Here is a 13839-nt window from a genome sequence, read left to right as displayed (position 1 = left end):
TAATTGAGCTAAACCACTGATTAAATAGAGGCGTTGCTTCTACTTGCATGGTTAAAATTTCTTTGTCCTGTAAAAAAGCAATACCATACGCTTTTTCTGACGTTGGATCTGGGATAATAATGAGTAACTTTAACGTACTCTTTGCTGTTAGATTATATATTTCTTTAAAAATAGCTTCGCTAAAAATATCCATAGCATCAAAGCCATCTAAATTTTCAAACCCTGGCAGTGTATTTATTTTTATTAAATCAAAGTTAAAATCAACCCAATTATTTTCTTTTAAATTTTCAGTGTAAGTTATTATGTTTTTCATTTTATAAAGTCCATTTTAAAGGTGACACACTCACCGCTACATTACATATTTTTTGTCATGAAACAGGGGGGAGTGAAGAATAGTTATTGGAGGTAACAACGTTTATCTAAAAACCTAGATATTTTAACATTGTATTTAGGGTTTATTTAGTCCTGGGCTTTAAATAGTTATACATTCTTTCAAATGTTAATGGTTGCCTAATTGTTAAGCGGTTGATCGCGCTAATGTCATAAAACGCTTGCCGCTAACCTTATTGTTTGTATAATGCTTGGCATAGAGACAAAGGCACATAAATAATCCTTAGCTCTAAAGTGGTTTTTCTTTATCTTCTCGTGTTTAGAAGGTTAAAGAAAAATGACGCCAGCGTGATGAAATTGGTAGACATGGGGGATTCAAAATCCCCTTCCGAAAGGAGTGGCGGTTCGAGTCCGCCCGCTGGTACCACTTTTTATAACCCCAACCAAATTGGTTGGGGTTTTTTTATGCCTAAGATTAATGGTCATAGTTATATTTTTAGGTATCAAGCTACTAAATTTAGAAGTCGCCCAAGAGTTGGGTAGTAAATATGAAGCAAAGGAAGAGTAATGAAAAAAGTAATTGGTTTGTTGGTTGGTGCAATGGCTTTATCTGGTTGTACTCACCGTATTGGTGATTTTACAATTGCCTCTACAAAAAATATGAATCATACAAATAGCAATCACAAAGTTGATTATGACACACGTGTGGTTGGTAAGGATGTTAAACATACTGTTTTAATTTTCCCAACAGGAATATCTAACATGAAAGAGGCTATGGATAATGCTATCGAGCAAACGCCTTCGGCGGTGGGTCTTTCAAATGTTACCGTTAAAGTTGTGCAGTGGTATATCCCATTAATTTATGGACAGTCTTACTTTGAAGTTGAAGGTAATCCAATCTATGAGGTGGATAATACGAAAACTAAGTAGTTTTTAGTTTTAAATAGCTGCCAACGGTAGCTATTTAACTATCAATTTCTAACATGCATTTGATTAAGGTATGATAGTAATTAATAGATTACTCTAAAATAAATAATAATCATGACCCAATTAAGTGCCAAACAGAACATTCAATCGATTGTTAAAGCTATTAAGGCAGAAGAAGCATTACTTCGTCAAAAATACCCATTACTTGAACATCAAAATACCTTAGGGTTAATTATTTTATTGCTGTCGCTTAGCGCATTAATTGGTGTTGGTGTTTTATATTATTTAGCCCTAATACCTGCTTGGGTGTGTATAGTGCTTGCGGCTATTGCTGCGTCTATTTCCCATGAGTTAGAGCACGACCTTATACATAAACAATACTTTAGCAATCAGCCTTTCATGCATAACTTAATGATGTTAGCAGTATGGTTAATGCGGCCAAATACTATTAGCCCATGGTACCGACGTAAAATGCATTTACACCATCACAAAACCTCAGGCACACAACAAGACCTAGAAGAACGCTTGGTGGGAAACGGTATTAAAAATCCATTTTTACGTGCGCTAGTTATTGTAGATGGGTTATTAGGGCTAATTATTTCTACTAAACGTTTTAGAAAAGAAATTAATGGCTTTAGTTTTTCGAGTGTTTTTAATGCGGGATTTCCGATAGCGACTGCGTATTTTGCTGTTTTATATAGCGTTATTTTATTTCATATTGTTGATTTATTTATACCACTTTCGCTAAATTCACCTAGTTGGTTGTTAAGTACAATGGATGTGTTTGAATTTTTAATGGTTGTGCTCATTGTGCCTAATATTATTCGTTCAAGTTCGCTTAATTTTGTTACCTCAAGCATGCATTACTATGGTGGCGTTAATAACATACTTGAACAAACTCATGTACTAACGAGTCGTTTATTTATGCCGTTTCACTTATTTTGTTTTAACTTTGGTAAAACGCATACCATTCATCATTTTGTGCCAAATCAGCCGTTTTATTTACGCCAAATGCTAAGTAAAAAAATACTTAAAGTAATGGCGCAGCACAACGTGCGCTTTAATGATTTTGACAGCATTAAAAATGCGAATGCTTATAAATAATTACCTCCAACATTAGGAGGTTCTACATTGCTATTCTTATTTTATAGTTTGAATAGCGATTATGTACCAAGCCCATTACCCGTGAATTTACTCTATCCATCGCAACGTTTATTAAGCCCAACTGTCCGCGCTTTGGTGGACTATTTAGTGCCATTTTTAAATCAACAAAAGCAAAAGTGGTAGGCTTAATTAGCGCTAAAACTTTAAACTAAAAATAGATAAAACCAGTGAAAAGTGAAGTGGCCCTTCATAGTTGAGCATCTAGCTTAAATGGGATTGATTATTGTAGAGCCTTCAGTAATAGTGGTTATAGAGCAAACTAATTATGTTCTCAATAATACATAAGGGTTCGTGCTCATCAATATTATAAAACCAATAAATATAATAAGGACAAACAGGATGAAAAAATCACTAATTTCAATAGCGTTGGGCTTTGCTGCCCTTAGTGCGTTTAATGCCAATGCAAACATTGATCAGCAAGTTAAAAAGATAGAGCAACAGGTTATTGATTGGCGACGTGATTTTCATCAAAACCCTGAGCTTGGAAATCGCGAAACCCGCACAGCAGGTATTGTCGCTAAGCACTTAAAGTCGCTGGGTATGGAAGTACAAACAGGGATTGCTTATACAGGTGTTGTGGGGCTATTAAAAGGTGCAAAGCCAGGCCCGACAGTAATGCTACGCGCAGATATGGACGCGCTGCCAGTTACTGAAAAAGCAGATGTTGATTTTAAATCAACTAAAACCACTAATTACCGTGGTGTAGATGTAGGTATAATGCATGCTTGTGGGCACGACACGCACGTGGCCATGCTAATGGGCGCTGCACAAGTGCTTGCAAACATGAAGGATGAGCTACACGGTAATATTATGTTTGTATTTCAGCCTGCAGAAGAAGGCGCACCAGAGGGGGAAGAGGGGGGCGCTGAGTTAATGCTTAAAGAAGGCATATTTAAACAATACAAACCAGAAGCTGCTTTTGGGTTACACATAACATCTAGTTTGCACAGCGGTAAAATTGGTTATCGAAGTGGCCCAGCTATGGCCAGTGCAGACCGGTTTGAAATAACAGTACATGGCAAGCAGGCACACGGCTCTGCACCGTGGACTGGGGTTGACCCCATTGCCGCAGCTGCGCAAATAGTAACAGGCGTAAATCATATTGTTAGTCGCCAAATCAACATTACCAAAGAGCCTGCTATTGTCTCGTTTGGTAAGATAGCGGGTGGGGTGCGTAATAATATTATTCCTGAAGAAGTCGAAATGGTAGGCACAATTCATAACTTTGATATGGATAACCGAGCACAAATATTTGAAAAAATAAAAACCACAGCCACGCACATTGCTAAATCGTCAGGTGCTACTGCAGAGGTACACATTCACGAAGGTTATCCGGTAACGATTAATAACCCAAAGTTAACTGCGCAAATGTTACCTAGCCTTAAAAAAGCAGCAGGTAATGAAAACGTAGTTGAAATGGGAAAAATAACCGGCGCAGAAGACTTTTCGTTTTACGCATTAGAAGTGCCGAGTGTATTTGTATTTTTAGGCGGCACACCAAGTGAGCAAGATTTAAATACAGTGGCTAGTAATCACTCACCTTATTTTTATGCCGACGAATCATCGTTTAAAGTAGGCACTAAGGCGCTTAGCCTGTTAGCTGTTGATTATTTAAACGCACATAAAAGATAGCTTAAACACACCACGTTACGCTATTAGCTTAACGTGGTATTGCTGTTTTATTTAAAACATCGGATCATGTTTTTAGCACTTGCTCAACTTTTAAAAAATCACTTTCAAAAATTAAAAATCTAACCGAACATACACATGAACCGGCGAGCAGTTTTTTTATATTTTAAAAATAATGAATCGATATTGCCGGTCTTATATCTCGATTCAATCTTCATAAGCATTAAGGATTTAAATAATGGAAATTACTGGAAGCTGTTACTGTGGTGAAATTAAATACCAAGCAAAGTCTCAAAATAACAACGCACTTGTTTGCCATTGTAGCGATTGCCAACGTATGTCGAGCGGCCCATTTAGAGCCGTTATTATTGCAGAGCCAAATTCGGTCGTGTTTACCCAAGGTGAGCCAAAAGAGTTTGTTAAAACAGCGCAAAGCGGTAACAAGCGTGCGCAAGGTTTTTGTGGCACATGTGGTACAACACTTTATGCAACTAACGAAGCTAAAGCTGACCGTGTATATGGCTTGCGTATTGGTGCGGTTGATCAGCGTGATCAGTTTACGCCAACAGCACAAATTTGGGCTAAATCAACATTGAGCTGGTTGAGCGGCTTACACGAAGTACCTGCGTTTGATACAACCCCACAAAACTAGTTAGTTGGGGTTATCAGTATTACTTTTTAGTAAGCGGTTTGAAATTTATTTAACCAAATGACTGTCTACTTACAAGTCAGTCATTTGGAGAATAATATGTGTAGTTCACCTAAAAGCAGCCGAGCAGTGAAAAAAACAGCCATTAGTTTTAATGATGAGCTTACTCAAGAGCAGCGCTTGCGTTTTACTGCAAAAGCTAATTTAGCACAAGAGCGCCGTGAACAGCGCGAAGTAACGAATAAACGCTATGAGCAAAAGCACGCGAGTAGTAAACCTTCGTCTGGTTTATTTTCGTGGTTACAGCAGCTAGTTAGCTGATTTAGCTAAAGTGGTGTTTTTACCACTGCCCAAACCACATAAAGCACACAGTACTCCGGCAATAGCGCACAACCACAATGGCGCACTCCAACTGCCTGTTGTAGTGTGTAATGCACCAGCTAGCATAGGACCAATAGCCGCGAGCAAATAACCTACGCTTTGCGACATACCTGAAAGCGACGCTGCTTGTTGCGAATCGTCAGTTCGTAAACTAATAAACGACAGCCCCAATATAAAACATGCCCCAGAGCAAAAGCCCAGCATTAGGGTCCAAACAAAAGCAAAGCTAGGCATGTAAAGCAGCCCCAATGCACTGAGTGCACTCAACATGGCTAAAATAAAGCTAAGCGCGCTTTGATCTTTTAATTTGGCAAGTAACGGAATTAATATTAAACCCGGTAATGCAGTCGCTATTTGAAAAGCACCATGATAAGCACCTGCTTGGGTAGCTGAGTGACCAGTTTCGGTTAATATGCTTGGTAACCACGTAATAATTATATAATTTAAAAACGAGTTTAAGCCCAGCAGTAGGGTAATTTGCCATGCTAGTAAATAACGCCATACACTTTTTGACGTGTCGGTGTGTTGAGCAATACTCGCGGGTTTTGTGTGCTTACTTAATTGCGACATCCATACAATAATACTCGCCAAAGTAATAAGAGCTGATGAGCCCAGCGCAAGTTGCCATCCTAATCCGTTTAACTGACTAAGCGGAAATACCAAAGTAGAAAACCCACCCGATACCACGCCCATAGTAAGCACGTAGGCTGAGGTCATTAACGCAACCTTTGCAGGGAAGTCGCGCTTAATTAAACTTGGTAATAATACGTTTGCGATGGCAATGCCCACACCAATAATAGCGGTGCCTACAAAAAGCATGGCTGAGGTATTTATTACCCGCGCTGCAACCCCTGCAAGTATAAATAACAAAGCCACAAACAAGGTGCGCTCTAACCCTTGCTTTTTAGCAAGAGTTGCCGCCATTGGCGATGCAACCGCAAAGGCTATGAGTGGCAGTGTTGTTAAAAAACCAGCTTGCGATGCGCTAAGCCCAAAGTGATTAATAATTTGTTCAAGCACAGGTGCAATACCTGTAAATGTGGCGCGTAAATTTGCGGCAATAAGTAATATGCCAAGCACAAGTAATATGCCAGCAAAGCGTGATTTAGGTGTGTTATTTAACAAAAGGGAAGACCATTAAAGCTAATACTTAATGGGCGCTAGTATAAAGGCTTAGTAAAAACTATAATTTAGAGATAATGACATTAAATAACTAAAAACAGACAAAACTATGTTTGATGCAATTGGTTGGGACGACATTAAAAATTTTGAAACTATGGCGCAGCCCATAATAGCCAAAATAGAGCATGCCCATGCAAGTCACGAAATACCACTACATACCCATCCAAAAGGGCAATTAATTTTAGCGCTGCATGGGTATGTAACGTGTGAAGTATCGGCCAAAATGTGGATGGTGCCCACGCACAGTGCAATTTGGATCCCAGCACAAAAGGTGCATAGCAATAGGGCGTCTGATAACGCGCAGCTTTGTCATTTATTTATTGATAGTAGTAAAAACGGTATGCCGCTAAATACCTGTACGTTAGCTATTACGCCGTTGGTTAAAGAGCTAATGTGTGAGTTGGCTGGGCATAATCAGCACTATACTTTAAATAGTAAAACAGCGCGTTTAGCGCAGGTGTTATTTGATCAACTTATTGATATGCCCGTACAACCACTGGATTTTGTATTATCTAAAAACGAGGTAATTCAAACCATGAGCGATCAGCTTATAAACAAGCCAAACAACCGAAAAACACTACCACAATGGGCTAAGCAGTTTGCATTAACTGAGCGCACATTAGCGCGGTTAATTAAAAAAGAAACAGGCATGACATTTGGAAAATGGCGTACGCAATTGCATATAATTACAGCCTTAAAAGCGCTTTCTGATAAGCAAAGTGTGCAGCAGGTGTCGGAGTTATTAGGGTATGAGTCGGTGAGTGCATTTATTACTATGTTTAAAAAGGTAATGAAAAAGTCGCCCATGAAATACATGAGCGATTTAAATCAGCTTAGCCCTTAAATAAGCACTACCACGTGTAAGTTGCCGAAAGCATCGCGTTACGAGGCCTACCCGGGAAGTATCTGTCGCCGGTAAAACTGGTGTAATCGGCGCGCTCCGCATAAGCCTCATCAGTTAAGTTAATAATACGAGCAAGTAGCTCAAGATTACTAGTAACTTGCCACTGTGCGCGTAGGCTTAAAACATCATGCCCTTGGTATTTATTTAAGTTTTCTGGGTCGGTGTAGTAGTTACCAACGCGGTGCCACTGCAAAGCAAATTGCGCGTTGTTTAATGCCTGCCATGTTAAATCGAGATTAGCAATATTACGCGGCGCGGTATCTATGTCGTTGCCGTTTATATTTAAACCGTTAAGTATTTGGTTGTTAGTGTAAGTATGCTTTGCGTGAGTGCCAGCAAAGTTAAGCGCAAGCGACTTAGTGAGCTGGTAGTCAAGCTCAAGCTCAATACCACGATGGCGAGAGCTGCCATTATTTACCGTAAAAAAGTCACTATCGCGGTAAATCGTATTGTGTTTACTCATAGCGTAAAGTGACACGCCATAACGTAGTTTTTCGTAAATTCCTTTAATACCCAGCTCTGCGTTATTAGCTATTTCGGCGCTTAAATTTGCAGTAGTTTGCTCGCGTTGTAATTGGTATAGTTCAGCCGCTTGTGGCGCTCTGTAACCGCGAGAAAAGTTTGCATAAAGCGTGTTATTTGTATTGTACTGATAACTAACCCCAAGCTTTGGCGATAGATTACTAAAACTATTTTTAGCACTCGCTGGGCGGCTGTATCGGCAGCCACCAAAGCCGCATTCTGTGCCATCGTCTTTTGTTCTACCTGCTAGCATATTATTGGTGTAGTCGTACTGCATATGCTCGTAGCGCACACCTGCGGTAAGTAACCATTTATTTAATTGCCAATCAACCGATGCAAAAGGGGCATAAAGCGTGGCGTTTACATCGTAATCGTAATGCTTACCTTGTGGTACTGTAGCAACTAAAAATGCAGAACCTTGAGTGGGCTCATTTTGGCTTTGAGTAAAGTCGGCTTGCGTGTATTCGCCATCAAGCCCTAGGTTTATTTTTATATTACTTTGTAAATTATGTTGATAAAGCGATTGCACACCAAAACCTGTTTGGCTGTTTTTTTCAAGCGGTGTGCCGGGTAAAAAATGCTTAAAAAAGTCCATGCTTTGGTCACGAAAATATAACGTAGTAGAGAGCACATCATCGTTATTTAATTGCCATGTTGCATTGCTCCATGCTCTAAATGCGCGTGCTTTTCTAAATGCGTCAGGGTCAAAGTTTTTTTGCGCGAGGTCTTCGTTTTTATAGCTTTCAAAGCCTGTAATAAATCCAGCCGTTTGCTGATCAAGATTTGTATAAGTAAGGCCTGAGGTAAGTAATAAATTATTATTTGAATAGCGATGGCGAATATTTACTTTTTGTTGCTTTACGCTTTCGTCGTCGCGGTAACCGCTATCGTCGGTAACACTTGCGTTAATGCCGATACCGCTGTTGCCGTAATCTTGCCCTGCGCGTAGTTTGTAGCGAGTATAACCGTACGAGCCATAATCTAAACCAACTAAGCCACCGCCTTGTGTGGTGTCGGGCGTTATTACATTAATAACACCATGCACAGCGTTTGAGCCATAAAGTGCAGAGCCTGGGCCTTTTAGCACTTCAATGCGCTGCGCCATTTCGCTGTGCGCTTCAAATAACTCGTTTATGTTACAAAACCCAGCGGCTCTCAGTGGTATACCATCTTCTAAGGTTAATATGCCACCACAAGCGCCAGCGCCCGAAAGTACGGGGGAGCGAAGTGCGGGTAAATATTCTTGGCCATTTCCGCGTTGAATATTAGCACCTGCTACACGTTGCAGGGCTTCTTCAATATGGGTAGGCGCTATGCTATTTAGCTGCGCTTCGCTGAGTGTACTTATTGATAAAGGGAGTGGGGTAGATAGCGCTTCAATACGTGATGCCGTAGTTGTTATGGTTTCTATTGCATCATTATTTTGATTATTGGCAAACGCAGTGTGGCTAAAGGGTAATATCAGCGGCAAAAAATAAGGTTTCATACATTCCTTGAAAGTAATCTATATTGCATTGCCTCTATAATATGCGGTTTTAATATGCATTTAAACTTGTTGCGTTAAAGCGTACGTAACCTATAAATCCGATACGTAATTGATAAAACAAAACAAGCCACAGCAGGAAATACCAAAGCCAGCACTAAGTAATGCTTAAATAAAACGTAGCCGGTTATACCGCCTAGTAAAAAGCCTGCAATAATGAGTAAAAACATAACGCCTTTACGGGTATCAAATTGCTCACCTTTAAGCGCTTTACCTAGCATTAAACCAAGGTCAGTAAAAATACCGGTTAAATGTGTCGTACGTATAACAGCACCACTGTAATTAGTTGCTAGCGCATTTTGTAACCCACACGCAGCAGACGTTAAAACAATGCCGTAAACGAATGTGTTTTTGAGTAAATAAGCACTCGCAAGCAGTAGCAATCCTTCAATAAAAAGCAAAGTGTCGTAATGACGACCAAGTTTTAATGAGCCACCAGAGAGCAAAAAGCCCGACAGTGCCGAACCCAACATAAAGCTAACAATTATTGAAAGTAACAATAAGGCAGTACTGGGATTAGTTATTGCTTTAATACCAAGTAAAGTAACAGAGCCAGATACATGCGAAATAGCCTGGTGCTCAAACCCTAATAAGCCTACAGCGTTTACTATGCCCGCTATAAATGCCAGTGTAAACGCGCCATATTCAACCCACTTTGGTAGTTTTGTAAACATTGGTTATCTCTTAACGTGTACAGTGTTAATTATTGAGTTTGTGCTTTAAAGCGCTTTATTTGCTCATCAACTAATTTTGTATCTATTACGCCACGCTTAAAAGCAATGTAAGTAGGAAACGTAAACTCATTGAACTGCCTAGCGTATACGTTTTGATATTCCTTTGAGTACCACAAACCTGCTTGATAGTTAGTTATTGCGTATTCAACGCGTTTTTTTTCTAGCAGCTCAAAAGTGTCTTTAGTTGAAAGTGAGCGAAGTAGATTATTCTCATCAAGTTTATACTTTTTAGCAATAACCTCAGGCACAGCAACACCGCGTAGCATTGCTATTGGGGTATTTGATAAATCGTCAGTGAGCAGTTTATCTTTGTTTAAAGCAAATAAACCATACTTAGTAGTATGCAAGGGCACGCTTGTAAAATCTAAATACTTTGCTCGTTCCTCTGTATTGGCCAAAGAGAAATAGCAGTCGTAGTAGCCCAGCGCCATTTCTTTTTTAACGCGCGCCCATGGAAGATGAATTACGTCAATCTTAAGATTCAAATTACGCTCAATAAAGGTTAAGTATTCAATATCTAAACCTGTGAACGTATCGCTTTTCTCATCAAATATAGTAAAAGGCGGGTAGTGAGTTGTTACGCAGCGCAAAGTCTTACTTGGCGCTGCAAGCAATAATGAAGGTAAAGTTAAAGCTAAAAACAGAAATATTGCGCGCATAAATAAAAATTCGATATCTTTTAAAATACATAAATTGAACGCCAATTATACAGTTACTGAGCTTAATTGCATTGATCTAAGTATTTTTACCTAGCGTATAAGTTAAATTTTGTGAGATATACCATGTTTAACGCAGAGCAGCAGTCACGCATTATCGAAATGGCGTGGGAAGATAGAACCCCTTTTGAGGCAATAGAGCAGTTATACGGATTAAAATACCCGCAGCTGGTGGTATTTATGCGCGAACATATTTCAAAAGGCAGTTTTAAAGTGTGGCGTAAACGCCATGCTGGTCGTAAAACAAAACACTTAAAATTACGCGATCCCGCTATTATGCGAAGCCACTGTAAAACACAATATAAACAACGTTAAATAAGTGTAAGTTGTTTCATATGATGTTCAGCCGTGTTTGTTAACCTTTAGCTATAAATTACGCTAGAGATTATTTATGAGAGCACTAACATACACAGCACTAATAGCATTGGCTTTATGTTCAATAAGCGCAGACGCAAAACCGCATAAAGATAAGCATGGTCATAAACACGGCCATAATAAGCATCATTCACATAAACACAACGACAATGACTACCAAGAGGCTAAGCAGTTAATTCGCGCAGGTTGGACGCCACCAGGGCTAAGTAAAAGCTACCACAGAGGCGACTATTTAGATCGTGATTTATATAAACGAGGTAGAGTGATTGAACGCTCTAGAGATAATGGTACAGTGAGTATAGAAATAGACCGTACAGTTATCCATATGGTGCACGACACCCGAGAAATACTTTCAATTTTAAGTCGCTAAATTAACTTTATAAGGATATTAAAATGCTTATTGCGCTGGCTATAATTATTGGATTTTTTTTACTGGTTACCTTGTTGCCTATGTCGTACAGCCAGCATTACTTAGTGCGTAGCTGCGACTTTGTGCGCTTGCAAGTATTTTATATTGCCAGTTTTGTAGCCGTTACATCGCTGTTTTTATTATGGCAAAGTAGCGCAATAGGCTACGTGTTTATAGCCTTAACCTCATTACTTATAATGATTTTACAAGGTAAATGGATTTACCCGTATACGTGGCTTGCTAAAAAAGAAGTGCAAAGCGCACCAAAGCATATAGACCACAGCGTACGAATTATGTCGGCAAATGTACTGATGTCGAACCATAAAAGCGAGCAGCTAATTAGCCTTGTAGATGAGCACCAACCCGACCTACTTATTACACTTGAGAGTGATAGCTGGTGGGAAAATAAATTATCAGTCATTAAAAAAAATTACCCGTATTACATAGAATGCCCTAAAGATAATCGTTATGGCATGCACTTATACAGCAAGTTTAAAATACTCGATGCACAAATATGTGAGCTAATAGAAGAAGATATTCCCTCAATTCATATTTTGTTTGAAAACGATGAAGGCCTGCAAATGCAAGGGCACTTTATTCACCCCGCACCACCAAGCCCGACCGAAGAAGACTCATCACGTCCGCGCGACTCAGAGCTAATAATGGTGGCTAAAGCACTTAAAAACCCAACACGACCTACCATAGTTGCCGGTGATTTAAACGACGTAGCATGGTCGCGTAGCACCCGTTTGTTTATGCAAATAAGTGGCTTTTTAGACCCTCGAAAAGGCCGTGGTTTTTATAACACCTTTCATGCAAGCTACTTTTTTATGCGTTGGCCGCTCGATCACTTATTTCACAGCGAAGGCTTTAAAGTAAAGCGTATTAAGCGCTTAGCTAAGTATGGCTCTGATCACTTTGCACTCCTTACTGAGCTTTCTTACGAAAACGCTAATCAGGAGTCACTAGAAGATAAACCCGATGAGCTTAAGCAAGAAGAAATTCAAGAGCTTGCTATGAATAAGGCAGATAAGCGAAAAGTGCCGAGGTTTGAGGAAAAGTTATAGCTATTAGGCAGTGTAGGTCGGATAAGCGAAGCGCCATCCGACACAGTAAAATACCTTGCCAGTTATAATCATTATTTATGTTGTCGAGTGGCAGGAGAGTGCCAATTGCAAACAGTGGTAACGCCCAAAGCAGCGGCGCGCGTTAGCGCGTCCAGCCCGCAGGGCGATGCTGCCTTTGTTTGTTATGTTTTTATTCTGAGACAATTTTAATGCCTCTGTTTTCTGTAACACCTTCATTGAATATGGCGAGTACTTTTAGCTGAAATTCAGCCATATGTTTTGGAGTGTTACTTGTATTGATACTATGAATTGTATATGGAGGTTCAATTGAGTTTATGTTTCCAGTAACCACACTATCTGCCAGGGCATCAAGGTTTCTCCCGTGCCACTCTGGCGCTTTTACCTGCGGGAGGAACATATTGTAGAAATCCTCCTCTTTCTCAATTTTTTTCCAGTCTAAGAGTATCTCCATGATTCATCCTGAAACATAACAATTTAATAGTGCGCTCATCGCGCATATTTCTGCCGACGTCACGCTCATTTTTCTGAATGATATAGTTTTAACAAATAGTTTAAGGTATTACTATTACTAAGTTTCTGAAACTTTAAAGAAAAGATAAATAGAACAATATGCGCTCAGCGCTCATTTTCATGAATATATGCGCAAAGAGCAGCCTTACCAATCAATTCACGACGATATTTGGCCAATCTCAATGACCGCTTATCGCTCATTGTTGCCTGTCAGGTTAAGTCTAGTGAAATAGATTGCATTGCATAGTTAAAGTTTTTATATTGTTCGGCAATATTTTATTTGGTGCTAATAAAGCACTGCGTGCAAAGGAAAGCATGTGAATTATAAAAAAATGTACTATCCAGTTAAGGCGCTTGCTGTTTTATCTTTAGTTGCTGTTGCTATTAAGTACTGGATGCCAACTGAAATTGGCTTTGCGTTTATGCTGTTGCCTTATTTGCTTCTATATTTTTTAGCTAACGCTAAAAACTATAAAAATAAACGGCTCATTTTTATTAGAATTATAGCTGCATTACTTACTATTACTTTAGCGGCAGTACTTGTCTTTGGTATTGAACCTGACCCTCAAGCTGGGATTGGTATTATGTTTTTGCTGATAATGCAGCTAGCTGCAATTAGTGCCTCTGAATTTATTATATTATTCTTTTATATTGATAATGATTAAAAAGCAAACTGCTCATTTACAGTTATTACTGTTTAGTTGCTTTGTGGTTTGAACTTAGTAAAGACTAAGCTCTTCTGTAATCTAATTTTAAAGTTAAAAAAACCTAAAAGC

At 39.3% G+C, this 13839-nt stretch carries 15 protein-coding genes, 1 tRNA gene and 1 pseudogene; 11 read left to right on the top strand and 6 right to left on the bottom strand.

Translation table 11 applies throughout. From position 1 onward, the window contains the following. Positions 1–313, bottom strand: a pseudogene (locus H5090_RS11385) (cell wall assembly/cell proliferation coordinating protein); the annotation flags it as partial. A 359-nt stretch (positions 314–672) separates the two neighbouring features. On the opposite strand from H5090_RS11385, the gene H5090_RS11380 reads away from it, so the two are divergent. The 6 genes from H5090_RS11380 to H5090_RS11355 all read left to right on the top strand — a co-directional run bounded on the left by H5090_RS11380 (position 673) and on the right by H5090_RS11355 (position 5020). After that, a tRNA-Leu gene (locus H5090_RS11380) sits at positions 673–757 on the top strand. 140 nt (positions 758–897) lie between these two features. Continuing rightward, positions 898–1260: a hypothetical protein gene (locus H5090_RS11375; RefSeq protein ID WP_007581481.1), complete on the top strand. Its 363-nt coding sequence runs from the start codon at positions 898–900 to the stop codon at positions 1258–1260. 111 nt (positions 1261–1371) lie between these two features. Next, positions 1372–2361, top strand: coding sequence for a fatty acid desaturase (locus H5090_RS11370; protein WP_154903459.1), 990 nt, complete (start codon positions 1372–1374; stop codon positions 2359–2361). 399 nt (positions 2362–2760) lie between these two features. Next, positions 2761–4053 carry an amidohydrolase gene (locus tag H5090_RS11365; RefSeq protein WP_182695741.1) on the top strand — a complete coding sequence of 431 codons (1293 nt, stop codon included), beginning with the start codon at positions 2761–2763 and terminating at the stop codon, positions 4051–4053. 235 nt (positions 4054–4288) lie between these two features. Then, on the top strand, positions 4289–4702 hold the full coding sequence (locus H5090_RS11360) for a GFA family protein (protein ID WP_007377055.1): 414 nt from the start codon (positions 4289–4291) through the stop codon (positions 4700–4702). A gap of 96 nt (positions 4703–4798) precedes the next feature. Beyond that, positions 4799–5020 carry a hypothetical protein gene (locus H5090_RS11355; protein ID WP_154903460.1) on the top strand — a complete coding sequence of 74 codons (222 nt, stop codon included), beginning with the start codon at positions 4799–4801 and terminating at the stop codon, positions 5018–5020. Here the strand turns inward: H5090_RS11355 and H5090_RS11350 are convergent. Beyond that, the gene (locus H5090_RS11350) at positions 5009–6205 is read right to left on the bottom strand and encodes an MFS transporter (RefSeq protein ID WP_154903461.1); all 1197 of its coding nucleotides are present in this window, start codon (positions 6203–6205) and stop codon (positions 5009–5011) included. The two genes, H5090_RS11355 and H5090_RS11350, sit on opposite strands and share 12 nt — an antisense overlap. A gap of 106 nt (positions 6206–6311) precedes the next feature. Between H5090_RS11350 and H5090_RS11345 the strand changes: the two genes are divergently transcribed. Further along, on the top strand, positions 6312–7106 hold the full coding sequence (locus tag H5090_RS11345; RefSeq protein WP_182692930.1) for a helix-turn-helix domain-containing protein: 795 nt from the start codon (positions 6312–6314) through the stop codon (positions 7104–7106). 7 nt (positions 7107–7113) lie between these two features. Here H5090_RS11345 and H5090_RS11340 read toward each other — a convergent pair whose 3' ends face one another. The 3 genes from H5090_RS11340 to H5090_RS11330 all read right to left on the bottom strand — a co-directional run bounded on the left by H5090_RS11340 (position 7114) and on the right by H5090_RS11330 (position 10624). Next, positions 7114–9174: a TonB-dependent receptor gene (locus tag H5090_RS11340; RefSeq protein ID WP_182695740.1), complete on the bottom strand. Its 2061-nt coding sequence runs from the start codon at positions 9172–9174 to the stop codon at positions 7114–7116. A gap of 74 nt (positions 9175–9248) precedes the next feature. Beyond that, complete coding sequence (locus tag H5090_RS11335; RefSeq protein ID WP_138488600.1) at positions 9249–9905, bottom strand: YoaK family protein; 657 nt, start codon at positions 9903–9905, stop codon at positions 9249–9251. Positions 9906–9934: 29 nt separating this feature from the next. After that, entirely contained in the window at positions 9935–10624 is a 690-nt protein-coding gene (locus H5090_RS11330) for an ABC transporter substrate-binding protein (RefSeq protein WP_182695739.1), read from the bottom strand. 123 nt (positions 10625–10747) lie between these two features. Between H5090_RS11330 and H5090_RS11325 the strand changes: the two genes are divergently transcribed. The 3 genes from H5090_RS11325 (at position 10748) to H5090_RS11315 (ending at position 12532) form a co-directional block, all read left to right on the top strand. Next, complete coding sequence (locus tag H5090_RS11325; RefSeq protein ID WP_024595124.1) at positions 10748–10996, top strand: TIGR03643 family protein; 249 nt, start codon at positions 10748–10750, stop codon at positions 10994–10996. A gap of 76 nt (positions 10997–11072) precedes the next feature. Beyond that, positions 11073–11426 (top strand): hypothetical protein, encoded by a 354-nt coding sequence (locus H5090_RS11320; RefSeq protein ID WP_182694402.1) that lies wholly within the window; start codon positions 11073–11075, stop codon positions 11424–11426. A 23-nt stretch (positions 11427–11449) separates the two neighbouring features. Further along, a complete protein-coding gene (locus H5090_RS11315) occupies positions 11450–12532 on the top strand; it encodes an endonuclease/exonuclease/phosphatase family protein (RefSeq protein WP_182695738.1) in 1083 nt (360 codons plus the stop codon). 190 nt (positions 12533–12722) lie between these two features. Here the strand turns inward: H5090_RS11315 and H5090_RS11310 are convergent, their stop codons facing one another. Beyond that, on the bottom strand, positions 12723–13004 hold the full coding sequence (locus H5090_RS11310; protein ID WP_123421771.1) for a barstar family protein: 282 nt from the start codon (positions 13002–13004) through the stop codon (positions 12723–12725). 376 nt (positions 13005–13380) lie between these two features. Here H5090_RS11310 and H5090_RS11305 point away from each other — a divergent pair, with 376 nt between their 5' ends. Then, positions 13381–13728, top strand: a complete 348-nt coding sequence (locus H5090_RS11305; RefSeq protein WP_182695737.1) for a hypothetical protein — start codon at positions 13381–13383, stop codon at positions 13726–13728. Positions 13729–13839: the final 111 nt, after the last annotated feature.

Source organism: Pseudoalteromonas sp. SR43-5 (assembly GCF_014163835.1).
Lineage (GTDB): Bacteria > Pseudomonadota > Gammaproteobacteria > Enterobacterales > Alteromonadaceae > Pseudoalteromonas > Pseudoalteromonas distincta.
This window is presented reverse-complemented; position numbering and strand designations above follow the sequence as displayed.